The sequence below is a fragment of the Campylobacter concisus genome, from assembly GCF_002913045.1.
GTDB classification, from domain to species: Bacteria; Campylobacterota; Campylobacteria; order Campylobacterales; family Campylobacteraceae; genus Campylobacter_A; species Campylobacter_A concisus_AP.
In genome coordinates this window covers 16,833-30,566 of sequence record NZ_PPAF01000041.1, presented here as the reverse complement: position 1 = coordinate 30,566, position 13,734 = coordinate 16,833, and the positions used below count along the sequence as shown (strand labels likewise).

The 13,734-nt window shown below is 36.4% G+C and carries 14 protein-coding genes; 11 read left to right on the top strand and 3 right to left on the bottom strand.

The genetic code is table 11. The features are described 5' to 3' along the window. Positions 1-7: 7 nt before the first annotated feature. From CYP43_RS08445 to ccoG, 3 genes are all read right to left on the bottom strand, one after another. Positions 8-1,168 carry an efflux RND transporter periplasmic adaptor subunit gene (locus tag CYP43_RS08445; RefSeq protein WP_103583248.1) on the bottom strand — a complete coding sequence of 387 codons (1,161 nt, stop codon included), beginning with the start codon at positions 1,166-1,168 and terminating at the stop codon, positions 8-10. Positions 1,169-1,276: 108 nt separating this feature from the next. Then, complete coding sequence (locus tag CYP43_RS08440; RefSeq protein ID WP_103583247.1) at positions 1,277-1,903, bottom strand: TetR/AcrR family transcriptional regulator; 627 nt, start codon at positions 1,901-1,903, stop codon at positions 1,277-1,279. Positions 1,904-1,933: 30 nt separating this feature from the next. After that, positions 1,934-3,259 (bottom strand): cytochrome c oxidase accessory protein CcoG, encoded by a 1,326-nt coding sequence (ccoG, locus tag CYP43_RS08435; protein WP_103583246.1) that lies wholly within the window; start codon positions 3,257-3,259, stop codon positions 1,934-1,936. 138 nt (positions 3,260-3,397) lie between these two features. Between ccoG and rpsU the strand changes: the two genes are divergently transcribed. The 11 genes from rpsU to CYP43_RS08380 all read left to right on the top strand — a co-directional run bounded on the left by rpsU (position 3,398) and on the right by CYP43_RS08380 (position 13,700). Beyond that, positions 3,398-3,610, top strand: a complete 213-nt coding sequence (gene rpsU, locus CYP43_RS08430; protein ID WP_009294994.1) for a 30S ribosomal protein S21 — start codon at positions 3,398-3,400, stop codon at positions 3,608-3,610. Between the two features lie 103 nt (positions 3,611-3,713). Continuing rightward, positions 3,714-4,346 carry a DNA-binding protein gene (locus tag CYP43_RS08425; RefSeq protein WP_103583245.1) on the top strand — a complete coding sequence of 211 codons (633 nt, stop codon included), beginning with the start codon at positions 3,714-3,716 and terminating at the stop codon, positions 4,344-4,346. Next, positions 4,343-4,960 (top strand): UPF0323 family lipoprotein, encoded by a 618-nt coding sequence (locus tag CYP43_RS08420; protein WP_103583244.1) that lies wholly within the window; start codon positions 4,343-4,345, stop codon positions 4,958-4,960. The genes CYP43_RS08425 and CYP43_RS08420 overlap by 4 nt, the downstream gene beginning before the upstream one ends. 3 nt (positions 4,961-4,963) lie before the next feature. Next, positions 4,964-6,145 carry a glutathionylspermidine synthase family protein gene (locus CYP43_RS08415; protein ID WP_103583243.1) on the top strand — a complete coding sequence of 394 codons (1,182 nt, stop codon included), beginning with the start codon at positions 4,964-4,966 and terminating at the stop codon, positions 6,143-6,145. Positions 6,146-6,147: 2 nt separating this feature from the next. Further along, positions 6,148-7,083, top strand: a complete 936-nt coding sequence (locus tag CYP43_RS08410; RefSeq protein WP_103583242.1) for a D-2-hydroxyacid dehydrogenase — start codon at positions 6,148-6,150, stop codon at positions 7,081-7,083. Beyond that, a complete protein-coding gene (locus CYP43_RS08405; protein WP_103583241.1) occupies positions 7,083-7,841 on the top strand; it encodes a hypothetical protein in 759 nt (252 codons plus the stop codon). Before CYP43_RS08410 ends, CYP43_RS08405 begins: the two co-directional genes overlap by 1 nt. Before the next feature lie 17 nt (positions 7,842-7,858). Beyond that, positions 7,859-8,356 carry a YajQ family cyclic di-GMP-binding protein gene (locus CYP43_RS08400; RefSeq protein ID WP_103583240.1) on the top strand — a complete coding sequence of 166 codons (498 nt, stop codon included), beginning with the start codon at positions 7,859-7,861 and terminating at the stop codon, positions 8,354-8,356. Positions 8,357-8,685: 329 nt separating this feature from the next. Next, positions 8,686-9,477 carry a YegJ family protein gene (locus tag CYP43_RS08395; RefSeq protein ID WP_103583239.1) on the top strand — a complete coding sequence of 264 codons (792 nt, stop codon included), beginning with the start codon at positions 8,686-8,688 and terminating at the stop codon, positions 9,475-9,477. Between the two features lie 29 nt (positions 9,478-9,506). Beyond that, complete coding sequence (locus CYP43_RS09410) at positions 9,507-10,517, top strand: hypothetical protein (RefSeq protein WP_141089846.1); 1,011 nt, start codon at positions 9,507-9,509, stop codon at positions 10,515-10,517. 184 nt (positions 10,518-10,701) lie between these two features. Next, positions 10,702-12,066 (top strand): coproporphyrinogen III oxidase family protein, encoded by a 1,365-nt coding sequence (locus tag CYP43_RS08385; protein WP_103583237.1) that lies wholly within the window; start codon positions 10,702-10,704, stop codon positions 12,064-12,066. Beyond that, positions 12,066-13,700 (top strand): cyclic peptide export ABC transporter, encoded by a 1,635-nt coding sequence (locus tag CYP43_RS08380; RefSeq protein WP_103583236.1) that lies wholly within the window; start codon positions 12,066-12,068, stop codon positions 13,698-13,700. Before CYP43_RS08385 ends, CYP43_RS08380 begins: the two co-directional genes overlap by 1 nt. The last annotated feature ends 34 nt before the right edge of the window (positions 13,701-13,734 follow it).

Here is a 13,734-nt window from a genome sequence, read left to right as displayed (position 1 = left end):
TCTGCCTTTACTTGCTACTTGTAGCATTTACATCTTTGCCGTTTATAAATTCCGCACTTAGGTCTTTATCAGTTTCAACTGGTGCACCAACTCCGATTTTAAGGAAGTTATTAACGATTATCTTATCACCATCTTCAAGGCCTTCAGTGACTGCTACCATATTTTTTGTTTGATATCCTGTTTTTACATTTTTTTGGCTTACTTTGCCATCTTTTACGACTAAAACATAAGAGTTTGTAGCGCTTTGCTGAAGGGCAACTTGCGGGATGTTAAAGGCATTTTTTTGAACAAAACCGCTCATCTTTATATGACCAAACGCACCTGGTAAAATTTTACCTTCACTATTATCAAAACTAGCCTTTGCCAAAACGCTACCAGTTGCAGTATTTACGACGTTATCTATAAAATTTACTTTACCATTAAAATTTTCGCCATTGACACTTAACACAGCGTCACTATTTAGCTGCTGCCATGAGCCGTTATCCAAATTTGTCTTTCTAGTTAGATTATCCACATCAGCGATATAAAATTCTGCTTCAATAGGATTTATTTTTGTAAGCCTTACAAGTTTTGTTTGGTTTGCTATGACAAGCGAGCCAACATCTACTTGGTTATCACCCACTACGCCATCAAATGGCGCTATGATAGTCGTGTAGCCAAGATCTATTTTTGCATTTTTTAAATTTGCTTTTGCGCTTACTAAATTCGCATTTGCAATGTCATAGGCTGCAACTGCTGCGTCATAGTCTTTTTGAGAGACTGCATTTTTCTTATAAAGGGCAGAAATTCTTTTAAACTCAGTCTCAGCATTTTTCAAATTTGCATTTGCTACGCCAACAGAGGCATCAAGCGAGTCAAAGCTAGCTTGATATTTTTCTGGATCTATTAAAAATAACTTATCACCCGCTTTTACTTTACTTCCTGGCTTGAAAAACTGCTTTATGATAGTTCCGCCAACTTTTGGATAGATAATAACATCTTGACTACTTACAACCGTTGCGGTGTAATCAAAACTAATAGGTATGTCTGTTTTTTGTGCGATAAAAATATCCACATGAGATAGTGGCATCTGGCGACCTGCTGCCGCTTTATTCTCTTTATTTTCAAAACAACCACTTAGAAATAAAACTGCAACCGAAAGCACAAGAGCACTTTTAAAATTTGCCATAAAAACCTCTCTTAATTTTAAATTTTAATATCATATTTAGTTTTTATAATAATTGTTACAAAAATTTAAAGTTCTCGATTCTATTAGAAAACAAATAAAAAGTCAATTTTATTTTTTACTAACTCCATTCAAAAACAACTCAACACACAAGCCAACATGCTTTTTACGCTCTCTTTCACTAAGCTTTGGTTCTTCATTTATCAAAAGCGAATCATAGTAATAAGCTCCAATCACACTTTGTATAAAGTACTTTGCAGCAAATTTGGCTGAAAATTTTAAATCAAGCTTGGCTTTTATCTCATCTCTTTCAAAGAAATTTATAAGCACAAGATCGATCTTTTTTAAAATTTGATCCAAAAATGTCTTACCAAGTTTGCCGCCATTTTTAGAACCCTCACTCATCATTATCCTACCAAGAGAGATATGCCTTTTGCTGCAAACGATAGAAAATATTATGGTTGCAAATTTGGTTAAAAATTCCTCCAAGCTGTGGGAAATTTTAAGATCTATTTTCTCATCGATCTCTTTTATAAGGCTATCTATCTCTTGCTCAACGATCGCCTCAAAAAGCCCCTCTTTGTTCTCAAAAAATGTATAAATGCTAGAAAGCGATCCGCCACTTATCGCTACAATGTCGCTTAAGCTTGTCTTTTCGTATCCTTTTTCTAAAAATAGCTCAAGTGCTGTTTTTACGATAAGTTTGTATCTTTTTTTACCCTTTTCTGAGATCGCCATCTTGCTTCCTATTAAATTTTTGCCATTTTATCATCTTTTAGGATAGATAAAAGTACTTTGTCTTTGCACGCTGATAGCTGGCTCGTCAGTGGCGTAGGCTTTTATATTTATATGTTTTAAAAGATCTTTATCGCTTAAATTTTCATTTTTTGATTTTAACGTGACAATGACTCGTTGTTTTGCGCCAGCTTTTAATATAAATGGCTTATTTGGACGAGAAATTTCTATATTCTTATCATCTACTTCAAAGTAAAAGGCATGCTCTTTATTTTGTGTATTTTGCACCAAAAATACGTAAGAATTTTCGACTTCATTTTCGCCTAAAATTTTATAAAGCTCACTTGTTCTATTTATGTTTAAAAGCATACTTTCTTTTTTGCCACTCATTAATACCCCAGCTGTTAAGACAATGCCTAAAATGACAAGATAAGCAACCGTTCTAAAGCGTAAAATTTTGACCCTTTTTTGCTCTTTTATAGAGTTTATACTTCTCCACTCAATAAGCGAGCTTTCATCAAAATGCTTCATCACTTTAGCGCAAGCATCGCTACACTCTAGACAATTTATACATTCAAGCTGCATACCTTTTCTTATATCAATGTGCGTCGGACATATCCTCACGCATGCCTCGCAGCCAGTACACAGCGCGCCCTCTTCTTTTGGTTTTTTAAATTTTTCTTTTCCATTATAGATTACGCCGCCTCTTTTTTGGTTGTAAATAACTTGGATCGTATCGTTATCAAACATCACTGATTGCACCCTAGCGTAAGGACAAACATAAATGCAAAAATTTTCTTTTAAAATAATGACATCATAAACTAACCAAATAGCGATAACAAGCCAAAATGCAAGCAAAACTCCATGTTCGCTTGGCTCTTTTAAATAAGCAAAAAAATCAAGCGGTGGCACAAAATACCATAAAAAATTTGCCGAAATAACAAGAGCTAAAACACACCAAATTCCAACTGCTAAAGCACGCTTTAAAATTTGTCCTTTTGGCTCATTTTGCTTATTTTGGATATTTTTTCTGATCTTTAAAATTTTAGTTTGCAAAAGGTCACGAAATATCATTCTAAAAATAGTTTGCGGACAGCTCCAACCGCACCAAACGCGCCCTGCAAGTGTCGTTAGAAAAAATATGCTTAAGAATAAAATGATAAACAAAAATGGCAACAAATAAAGCTCTTGCATATCAAATTTTGTAAAAAAGAGATCAACTCTACTTTTATCAAAACTTAGCAAAAATAGCTGCGCGTCATTTATCCTGATAAATGGCAAAACAAAGACAAATAGCGTAATACAGGCGAAAAAAATGTAACGCCTCTTAGCGTAGCTAAGATGAAAATCCTTTGACATAATAAGCCTTTTTTGAAATTTTATGATTATAAAGCTTATGGCATTAAAAGAGTTTTAAAAAAAAATAGTTAAAAGCTTAAATTTATGAAAATTAAACTATACTCACGGCTTATTTTAATCTGAAAGGTGGTGAGGACGTTGCCTGGTATTAAGGTACATCCTAACGAGTCATTTGACGAGGGTTACAGAAAGTTTAAAAAACAAACTGACCGTAACTTAGTAGTAACTGAAGCAAGAGCTAGACGCTTCTTTGAGCCTAAAACTGAGATCCGCAAAAAACAAAAAATTGCAGCTCGCAAGAAAATGCTTAAACGTCTTTATATGCTTAGACGCTACGAGTCAAGACTCTAAAACCAAGACAAAGAGGGCTTTGCTCTCTTTGTTTAACTCTTCTTTTAGCCTTATTTTTTTATAATCAAAGCAAATTTTTTATTTTATTTTAAACGGAAATTCGATGCAAAAGCTAGCTATAAACGAAGCTGCAGAAATTTTAGGCATAACAAAAGAAGCAGTCTATAATAGAATCCGCCGTGGTTCGATAAATACAGTCATTGAAAATGGCACAAAATTTGTCATCCTTGATGAAAAACCAAGTAGCGAAAAGGCCACAAAATCCGCTCCAAAAAGTATAAAAACCAAATCCCAAAATGATGAGTTTGTAAATTATTTGCTAAATGAGTTAAGCGAGCTAAAGAGCTTAAATTTAAACTTGCAAGCCGATAAAGATAGGCTTTTTAAAGAAAAAGAGCAGATGCTAATCGAGCGAAAAAATGAGATTTTGCAAATTTATAAAGATAGAGATGAGAAACTCATGCAGTTTCTAAATGCTATGCAAAGGCCGCTTTTAACACAAAAAAATGACGATATGCCAAATAATGAAGCGATAGAGGCCGAGATAGAAAATGAGTCAAAATGGATAAATTTAAGTGAATTTTTAAAGGAGCTAAATCTAAAGCCAAAGGCAACAAAAAAAATCAGTGAAAAGATAATAAAAGCGATACACCACTCAAAATTTATAAAATTTAAACGAGGCGTGATACTTGTTAGAAGACATAAAAATTTAAAAGAGTTGATAGGAGAGATATGAAACACATTAAAAAGATAGCTACTTATGCTGCGGTAGGCGGATTTGGTGCGATCGTTATGGCTGGCCTTGCTGGTTGCAGCAGTGACAATGGCGGTGATGAAAACGCATTAAATGAGGTTGCACAAAAAAATGGTGCCTTTGTCATCATCGAAGAGAGCGCACCTGGAGTTTATAAAATTTTAGAAGAGTATCCAAGTACTGAAACTAGAGTTGTGCTAAAAGATATCAACGGCACTGAGCGTGTGCTAAGCAAAGACGAGATCGATAAACTTCTAGCTCAAGCAAACGCAAATATCGACAATGGCACTTCAAATTTAACAAAAACGAGCGACGCACAGCTAAGTAGTGGCGGTCTAAGCCTTGGTGAGACGATACTTGCCTCAGCAGCCGGTGCGATACTTGGTAGCTGGATAGGTAGCAAGCTTTTTGGAAATCAAAATTTCCAAGCTACTCGTCAAAATTCTTACAAAAATCCAAGCGCATACACAAGAAGCGTTGATAGCTTTAACAAGCAAAAAGCAGCAAATTCTGCTGCAAGAAGCAGTGGCGGCAAGAGTGGATTTTTCGGTGGTGGCTCAAAATCAAGCTCTAGCTCATCAAGCTTTGGAGGCTGAAAAATGATAAATTTAAGAAAAATCACGCCATTAAATAACGAATTTATGGAAAAAATCGGCTTTGCGTGGCATACAGATAATGATAACAGCTCATACATCTCAGATGAGATCGTACAGGTGAAAGCAAGCGAGGCGGATACTTACTATGAAGCGGCAAATGAGTTATACGATATGTATGTAAATGCCGCTCAGTACGTCATTGACAATAACCTTTTTCACGAGATAGGCATACCATTTAACCTCGTTGATAGTATCAAAAAAAGCTGGGAAAATGACGTTCACTGGCACCTTTATGGTAGATTTGATCTTGCAGGCGGGCTTGATGGCAAGCCTATAAAGCTCATTGAATTTAACGCCGATACGCCAACGGCAGTCTTTGAGACGGCGATCATTCAGTGGGCGATGCTAAAGCTAAATCATATGGATGAAGCAGAGCAATTTAATAACCTTTACGAAGCTCTAAAACAAAATTTTAAACGCCTTATCACGCTTGGCGACGATAATGTAAATTTCGAGGATGTTTACGAGGGCTGGGGAATACTCTTTAGCTCTATCGCTGGCAGTATCGAGGATGAGCAAACCGTGAAATTACTACAATACATCGCAAAAGAGGCCGGCTTTAAAACCGACTTTGCTTACGTTGATGAGGTCGTTTTTAACGATGACGAGGGTATTTTTAAAAATGATGAAAATTTCGAATACTGGTTTAAACTCGTACCTTGGGAGAGCATAGCGATCGATGAAGGCGAGCTAGCACTTATACTTTCAAATATCATCAAAAACCAAAAAGCCATCATCATAAATCCCGCCTACACGCTACTTTTCCAAAGCAAGGGGATTTTAAAAATTCTTTGGGACCTTTATCCAAATCATCCACTCTTGCTTGAGACATCAAATGAGCCACTAAAAGGCAAAAAATATGTGAAAAAGCCGGTATTTGGTAGAGAGGGCGCAAACGTCTCGATACACGATGAAAACGGCGCACAAATAGCAAGTAATGACGGCGAATACGACTCAAATAAAGCTATCTATCAAGAATTTTACGAGTTTAACCAAGATGAGAGAGGCGATAACTACCAAGCAGGCGTATTTTACGCTTATGAAGCGTGTGCGCTTGGATATAGAAAGGGCGGCAAAATTTTAGATAACTACTCTAAATTTGTAGGACATTTCATTAAGGACTAAAGATGAAGATCGTTTGTTTAGACGCGGCAACGCTGGGAGAAAACGTGGATCTTAGTGTTTTTAAGAAATTTGGCGAGTTTATCAGCTACCAAAAAACAAAAAGCGAAGAGATCGTACCTCGTCTAAAAGGCGTTGATGTCGTCATTACAAATAAGGTCATCATCGACAAAGCTGTGATGGATGTGCTAAATTTAAAGCTTATCTGCATAAGCGCAACTGGGATGAATAATGTCGATTTGGAGCATGCAAAAGCTAAAAATATAGCTGTTAGAAACGTCGCTGGCTACTCAACCGCAAGCGTCGTGCAGCACACATTTGCGATGCTTTTTGAGCTAACAAATCACATCAAATTTTATGATCACTACGTAAAAAGTGGCGAGTGGGTGAAGAGTGAAATTTTCACCTATCTTGGCGCAGATATCAGCGAGATTGCTGGCAAAGAATTTGGCATCATCGGACTTGGCGAGATAGGACGCGGCGTAGCGACAGTGGCACGTGTATTTGGCGCAAATGTGAGCTACTACTCGACAAGCGGAGCAAATAAAAATAGCGAATTTGCGCAAAAAAGCTTAGACGAGCTACTAAGAAGTAGCGACATCATCAGCATCCACGCACCACTAAATGAAAAAACTAGAAATTTACTAGGCGCAAACGAGATAAATTTACTAAAAGATGATGCAATAGTGCTAAATTTAGGACGTGGCGGCATAGTGGATGAAGCGGCGATGGCAAGGGCGATAGATGAGAGAAATTTACGCTTTGGCACCGACGTTTTAGAAAGCGAGCCAATGAGTGAAAATAGCCCATTTTTAAATGTAAAAAATAAAGAAAATCTACTCATTACGCCGCATGTAGCATGGGGTAGCTTGGAGGCTAGAAAGACGCTCATCACAAAGATTGTCACAAACATCGAAAATTTCATCAATGAGAGCAAGTAATGGGCTATGATATAAGCTATCACGCCATTAGCGAAGATGAAATTTCAAAGTGGTATTTTGAGGTACTTGAGCTTGCAAGGGCTGGTAAATTTGACGAGGTTTTAGCGCTTGCCAGCAAGGCTGGCGTAGAGGAATTTTACGCGCAAAAGTACAAAGATACGCTAAACGCTGCGTTGCAATATAAAGACGATGAAATTTTTAACAAAACTCACGGCTTTTGTATCGCTGTCACGCAAGGATTTTTTAGAAAGTATTTCTACACTCGTGGCACATCGCTAAGCTCTTTGGCGCGGCAAAATGAGAAATTTAAAAACTACGTCAGCAACTGGCGAGAAATTTTACCAAGCGATTTTTTGGATAAATTTAGTGGCAAAATTTATAATGAGATCACCGAAAACTACTGCTGTGGCGCTTATGTGAGCGCTAAAAACGTAGCTAAACTAAAGGCTGACTATGAAGCAGGTGGTGAAATAAAAGAGGCGATTGATGGCTTTTACGCTCAAAATTTACCTGCATTTTTAGATGCGCTAAACTACGCATGCGAGCTAGAAACAGGCCTGCTCGAGGCCACTGAGGTCGTGGAGCCAAATCCACTTGATCTAAACAAATCAAGCTCATATTCAAACCTCTTTAACTGCGATCCAAAGGGAGCTATCATCTACGCACAGACTGCTGTGCAGCAGATTGGAGAGGCAGTAAGGCAAGAAGAGACTGGCAAAAAGTCAATTTTTGAGAAGATCAAAGGGCTATTTAAATAAATTTTGAAAGGATAAAAATGGCAACCGAACATAGCTTTGATATAAGTGCTGAGGTCGATATGATGGAGGTTAAAAACGCTCTTGAGACGGCAAAAAAAGAGATCGCGGCAAGATATGACTTTAAGGGGCTTGCGGCTGAAGTCGAGCTAAATGAAAAAGAGAAATTTATCACGCTTCTTAGCTCAAGCGATAACAAGATCGACGCACTAAAAGATATAGTTATCTCAAAACTCATCAAGCGCAATATCCCGCCAGTAGCGATCACAGAGACAAAAAGAGAGCCAGCGAGTGGTGGAAATTTAAAGGCGACGCTAAAGCTAAACGACACGCTTGATGGTGAAAACTCAAAAAAGATCACCAAGGCCATCAAAGACTCAAAGATCAAGGTGAGTGCACAGATCAGAGGAGAAGAGATCAGAGTGACTAGCAAAAGCATAAACGATCTACAGGAGTGTATAAAGCTGGTGAGGGGGTTAAATTTAGAACTTCCGATAAGCTTTAAAAACCTAAAGTAACGCACTTTTTCGCTTTATTATGCGTCGTTGATTTAAATTTTTGCTCGGTCATTACCAGCTCGGTAACTCCCGTCACAAAAATTTAAATCGCCTCGCCTAATTTTGCGAAATAATCGTATGGTTTTTATAGTGAAATCTTGCAGACTTGCAGGCTAAATTTGTGAAATAGCTGCGTGACTTTTACATTTAAAATTTCGCAGTATTTTGGGCTAAATTTGTGCAATTTCGCATGATTTTTGTATCTAAAATTTGGCGTATTTGTGGGTGAAATTTCGCCTTATCGTTTTATTTAAATTTGATCTATCTAAAATTAAAAATAAGGACAAAAAATGAGCTTTTTTAAGAAAATTCTCGGTAAACAAATAGATCTTGGCAAGCAAATGCCAATCTATTTTGTAAGTAGCGACGAAGACTACATGCAGCGTGCGTTTGAGCAAGCCAGAGAGAGCTTTAGATATTTTTGGCGCGAGGTTTACTGGGAGCGCCACAGGATCGTACCTATGCTTGACTATGCAATGGTAAAAATTTGCTTCCTAGATGTCGTAAATGGCGAAGAAGTCGGTGAACACATGTGGATAGACGATGTGGAATTTGACGGCGAAACGATATATGGCACGCTCGTAAATGAGCCAGATAGCGTGCAAAACGTGAAAGTAGGCGATCAAGTAAGCGCGAAGATAGATGAGATGAGCGACTGGCTCTTTGCCATTGACGGGCGCGCATACGGCGGATTTAGCGTGCAGGCGATGCGCTCACGAATGCAAAAGAAAGAGCTAAAAGAGCACGATAAAGCGTGGGGGCTTGATTTTGGCGATTTTAACGATATTTTGGTAGTTTACGAGCAAAAGGAGCACCCTGAAAATTTGATAGAGCATCCAATGAGTAAAAATACATATGAGCAAGTAAAGCAATATATAAAAGAGCACCCAAATATGGTCACAGACGCTAATGAGTTTGGTTATACGCAGCTTCACAACGAGGCGATCGCTGGAAATTTAAATCTTGTAAATCTTTTACTAGAAAACGGTGCTGACAAAAATGCCCGCGCAAAAAGTGGTAAAACGGCAGCTGAATTTGCTGAGAATTTGGGCTGGAGCGAAATCGAAAATGTACTTAAATAGCAAGTTTTTATAAAATTTTAGGATTTAAATTGAGTTATCAAGATATTTTAGATGAAAGAAAAAGGCGGGCTAGTAAGACTTACCAAAAAAGTCATAATGAAATTCTTTTAAAATTTCATCCACTGATACTAACTGGTGTTAGTTTAACTAGTATGATTTGTTATTTTGTATATTTTAGTCTCTTTGTTGGATATTTTCCAGTTTTAAGTAATTCTGATATTTTTCATGTCGGAGCATTATTGTTTTTTGTTGTAGCTATTTTTACTATTTTTATTATATTGCCCATAATGCTTTATCCTGGACATATAAGATACTCCCTCAGATATAAAAATGGTAAATATTTTTCACTTTTTTTATTATCTTTATCATTTCCTCTAGCACTATTAACTACTTTTATTATAAGTATAGCTTTCTATATAGATGCAAAAGGCGTACTATTTACTTTTATGGTTTTTTTAGCATTATCATATTTGTTATCGTGTATTACAATATGGATCAAGGGAAAAATATTGGAAAGAGTATTTGCTCTTTGCATGATAATGTGGCTCGCTTATATTTTTATTTTAATATTTTTGTCTAATTTTCAAACTAATCTAATTTCTATTTTGGTGGTAAATCTATTTTTTATTTACATTACATATATCTTTTTTTGCTTAGGTATTTTGTGTTTTTGTGAAGGTATTTATAAGGATGGTACGCACAAGGAAATTTCACTTATTTTAATGTTTTTATGTCCAATAGTTATATTTTTTTATCTAGCGGATGACATCGCAAAGAAATTTGAAATCACTAACATGGAATATAAATATTTATCTATTGAAAAAAGTATAGCAGGTGCTTTGCCAGAAAAAATTTGCAAAAATGGCATATATTGTGATGATAGTAAAACTTATTATGATGAAAACGAAACAAACGGAGTTATAAAACTTTATAATGTAAAAGCCCTATCAACTCTTGGTAAATTTTATTATCTGCAGACAAAAGATGGAGTAAAATTTGAGCTTGATGCAAGCAAAATTATCTCAAGAGCCAAGGAGTAACTTCCTTAAGTTTTGGGACTAAAATTTGATCGATACGTGAAATTTGCGGATTCAAAAAATTAAAATTTATAGGCCAAATTTATCTGGCTAAGCCAAAATCTTCTTTAGCACAAGGCTAAATTTATTAAAAGTTAGTTATCCTAACACATCAATTTAAAACCAAACTTATTTAAGGCGATTAGTTATGATATTTAAAAATATTGTCGAGAATTTTGCCGTAAATTACGCTCATAATTCTATTCAAAGATCACTATATAATGAATTTAATATAGACATTTTAACCACAACCTACACCAAAACTCCAAAAAAAGGCAAAAAGTATATGCTCTATGCACATGTACCATTTTGTCACACATTCTGCCCATATTGCTCGTTTCATAAGTACCACTATGAACAAGAGCTTGCAAAAATTTACTTTGAAAATTTACGTGAGGAGATGAGGCAGGTTAAAGAGGCTGGATTTGACTTTGATTCACTTTATGTTGGCGGTGGCACGACGCTTATAAATGAGCCTGAGCTTGAGAAAACACTTAAGCTTGCAAAAGAGCTTTTTAGTATAGATGAAATTTCAGCAGAAAGCGATCCAAATCACATCTCACCCGAGAGTTTAGCCAGATTTGATGGATTAATTGATCGACTAAGCGTGGGTGTACAAAGCTTTGATGATGAAACATTAAAAAGAGTTGGCAGATATGAAAAATTTGGCTCAGCCAAGGAGGTAAAAAGAAAACTTGAGCTCGCTCTTGGTAAGATCCCAGTCATTAGCCTGGATCTCATCTTTAACCTGCCAAATCAAACAAAAGAGCAGCTAATAAACGACATAAATACTGCAAAATCGATCTCTCCGCAACAAATTACCTTCTATCCACTTATGAAATCAGAGCTAACAAGAGAGAATATAGCTCGCTCGCTTGGCGTCTCAAACATCGATAACGAGCGCGAATTCTATGAGATAATCACTGAAGAATTTAGCAAAAGCAACTACAAACAAAGCAATGCTTGGGCATTTTCAAACGAAAAAAGTGCTGACCTTCGCGACGAATATGTTGGCTCAAATTTAGAGTATCTTGGCGTTGGTAGCGGAGCATTTAGCTTTCTTAACGGTGAGCTTGTAATAAACGCGTTTAATCTACTTGAATACGGTAAAAGGATAAAAAATAGGCAAAGCCCGGTCATCGCAAAATGTGGTTTTAGCAAGAAAGAGCGACTTAAATACACGTTTTTAACAAGACTTTTTGATGGCGGAGTTGATATTAAAAGATATAACGATGAAAATAGCACAAACATTAACAAAGCCTTATTTATGGAGCTTAGCTTGCTTAAGCTTGTAAATGCAGTATATGAAGAAAATGGCATTATTAAGCCGACATTTTTTGGCAAATATATCTGCATCGTGCTTATGCGTGATTTTTACGCTGGTATGGACAAAGTACGTGCGATATTTAAAGATGACGCTAAGATAAAAAGAAGCAAGGTGCTTCGCATAATGAGCGAAAATACTGAACAAAGGTATGAGCCAAATATCATTCAGCCGCGAGCTGCGATGTAATGCTTGCAAATTTAATCAAAAAAAATATCTACCAAATTTCTAAAATAGTGTTATTAACGCTCGTATTTAGCGGACTTGGTGTCTGGACCCTTTCATTTATAAATAATGAACTTGTAAGTTTAAAAGAATTTGATCCGATTCTTGCGATTAAATTTATAGCAGTCTTACTTTTATTTTTTATAAGCGCCATCGCCGCAAATATATCGCTTACAAATTTTGGACATAAATTTATCTACGAGCTAAGATATCAAAGTGTAAAGCAAATTTTAGATACGCCAAATAGCGTGATAAATGAGATCGACAAGGCAAAGATCATAGCTAGTCTAAACAATGACATAAAAACGATCACATTTGCTTTTATGAGTGCTACTGGCTTTATACAAAGCTTAGTTTTTATCATCTGCGCTAGCATCTATCTTTGTGTAATCGCTCCAAAAATTTTTATCTTTTTATCCATTTGGATCGGTGCGACTCTTTTTATAAATACGCTTTTTATGAAAAAAATTCATCTTTATTTCAAGTATTCTAGAGTTCAAGATGACGCATTGCAAAAGCACTACGACGATATCGTAGAGGGACATAGAGAGCTTAGTTTAAACAGGGCAAGGGCAAGTGTCTGCTTTGATGAGTTAAATTTTACAGGCGATAAAAAACGTCAAAATATGGTAAAAGCCGATATTTATCACGCATTAAGTGATAATTTTACAAACATTATGCTTCTTGGCTCAGTTGGTCTTTGTGTATTTTTGTGCGTGGCATTTGACTGGGCGAGCCTGCAAACGGCACTAAGCATTAGCCTAACGATACTATTTTTAAGAGGCTCATTTATGAGCATGGTTGGCTCCATACCGGCTGCGCTGAGTGCAAAAGTAAGTTTAGAAAAGATCATGAGTTTAAATCTAAATAAATTTAAGGAAGGCTTCAAATTTGACGATAGCCTAAGCGATAATTGGCAAAACATAAAGTTAAAAGATATAAATTTTAATTACGCTCACGGCAAATTTAGCCTAAAAGATGTAAATTTAGAGATCAAACGCGGTGAGATAACATTTATCATCGGTAAAAATGGCAGTGGCAAAAGTACGCTTATAAATTTACTTTGCGGGCTAATACGCCCAAGTAGTGGCGAAATTTACCTTGATAGCACAAAGATAGATGAAGGAAATTTACAAAGCTACCAGGCAAAGATTAGCGCTATTTTTGCTGATTTTTATCTATTTTCGCAAACGCTCTCTCATAATGGCTTTGCTAGCCAAAACGAAATAGACGAGCTTTTAACCTTGCTTGAGATCGACAAAAAAGTAAGTGTCATAGATAATAAGCTTAGCACCACGCAACTCTCAACTGGCCAGCGAAAGCGTCTAAGCCTACTAATAGCCATATTAGAGCACCGCTCTATCCTTATCCTAGATGAATGGGCGGCCGATCAAGATCCGCTCTTTAAACGAAAATTTTACAAAGAAATTTTGCCGTTTTTACAAAGTAAGGGCATAAGCATAATCGCTGTTAGCCACGATGATAGCTATTTTGATGTAGCAACTAGGATCATCTTGGTAAAAGATGGCTTTGTGCGTGAGCTAGACGAGAGTGAGCGAATAAGTGCTGCAAAAGATGCAGTTGAGAAGATAAAATAGGAGTAATTTTTACACAAAAGCACAATACTCACCC

Bases quoted from the DNA above. Each gene is read 5' to 3' on its own strand.
- CYP43_RS08445 (WP_103583248.1), bottom strand. From the start codon at position 1,168: ATGGCAAATTTTAAAAGTGCTCTTGTGCTTTCGGTTGCAGTTTTATTT.
- CYP43_RS08440 (WP_103583247.1), bottom strand. From the start codon at position 1,903: ATGGCGATCTCAGAAAAGGGTAAAAAAAGATACAAACTTATCGTAAAA.
- ccoG (WP_103583246.1), bottom strand. From the start codon at position 3,259: ATGTCAAAGGATTTTCATCTTAGCTACGCTAAGAGGCGTTACATTTTT.
- CYP43_RS08425 (WP_103583245.1), top strand. From the start codon at position 3,714: ATGCAAAAGCTAGCTATAAACGAAGCTGCAGAAATTTTAGGCATAACA.
- CYP43_RS08420 (WP_103583244.1), top strand. From the start codon at position 4,343: ATGAAACACATTAAAAAGATAGCTACTTATGCTGCGGTAGGCGGATTT.
- CYP43_RS08415 (WP_103583243.1), top strand. From the start codon at position 4,964: ATGATAAATTTAAGAAAAATCACGCCATTAAATAACGAATTTATGGAA.
- CYP43_RS08410 (WP_103583242.1), top strand. From the start codon at position 6,148: ATGAAGATCGTTTGTTTAGACGCGGCAACGCTGGGAGAAAACGTGGAT.
- CYP43_RS08405 (WP_103583241.1), top strand. From the start codon at position 7,083: ATGGGCTATGATATAAGCTATCACGCCATTAGCGAAGATGAAATTTCA.
- CYP43_RS08400 (WP_103583240.1), top strand. From the start codon at position 7,859: ATGGCAACCGAACATAGCTTTGATATAAGTGCTGAGGTCGATATGATG.
- CYP43_RS08395 (WP_103583239.1), top strand. From the start codon at position 8,686: ATGAGCTTTTTTAAGAAAATTCTCGGTAAACAAATAGATCTTGGCAAG.
- CYP43_RS08385 (WP_103583237.1), top strand. From the start codon at position 10,702: ATGATATTTAAAAATATTGTCGAGAATTTTGCCGTAAATTACGCTCAT.
- CYP43_RS08380 (WP_103583236.1), top strand. From the start codon at position 12,066: ATGCTTGCAAATTTAATCAAAAAAAATATCTACCAAATTTCTAAAATA.